Source organism: Bacillus sp. LR--39 (genome assembly GCF_053613335.1).
On record NZ_JBSIOT010000742.1, the window covers coordinates 1 to 766 of the forward strand.

Consider the following 766-nt stretch of genomic DNA (forward strand, 5'->3'; position numbering starts at 1 on the left):
TTTGTGACTGATGTGCCTTGCCCTTTAAACGGCGCGAAAACAGCCATCGAGTAATTTGAATCCCACAGCGACGTTTGAGTAAACGCGACTTGTTTTGTCGTTTCATTCAGCATTTGAAAAGATGACACATCAAATGTTCCGTTTTTCGCCGGCGGAACAGCCAATTCGGCTGTTTTTTCCTTCAGCAGAGAGAATTGATCGACGCTTCCGATGAAGATTACGTTTCTTCCTTTCACGTCATCCGGTTTGACTTCCGAGGATGTTTTTACTGTGAATGCCTGCCGGGCTTCGCTGCCGAAGGAGCCGACTACAAGCGAAAGCTCATCAATCTTCGACTGATCCGCATTGTCGGGCAGGATCATCAGCGTTTTATTGTTATGATCACCCGCGTAGGGAAGCGGCCACGCTTGAAAATCTGCTGAAGCTGACGTGTCGCTGACATGGTAAGACAATGCACTTTGTTTATCGATAAAAATCCATTTGTCCTCGTTCACCGCGTAGCAAGGGTTGTTCTCTTTCAAGCCTGAAGCGGCAAATTGAATATCAATGTAACGGCTTTTTTGCAAAAGTTTCGGATCGACTTTTAAAGAAACATGGTAAAAGCCGTTTTTGTCTTCTTTTCCTATATCGTCAAGTCCGACGGAATGAGGCTGGCCATTGATCATGACCTTCAGCTCCGCCTGTTCCGCAGCTAAGTCGCTTTGGCCGGCCTGCTTTTGAATCGTTTTCGATTTTTTCATCGCAAGCGAAAGCTTTGCAGGCTGAT

Annotated in this window: 1 protein-coding gene; it reads right to left on the reverse strand. The window is 46.3% G+C overall.

Annotation, left to right across the window (positions count from 1 at the left end):
- The coding region (locus tag ACWHAR_RS26235) for a cellulose biosynthesis cyclic di-GMP-binding regulatory protein BcsB (protein WP_452088317.1) at positions 1 to 766 on the reverse strand (766 nt) is incomplete at both ends.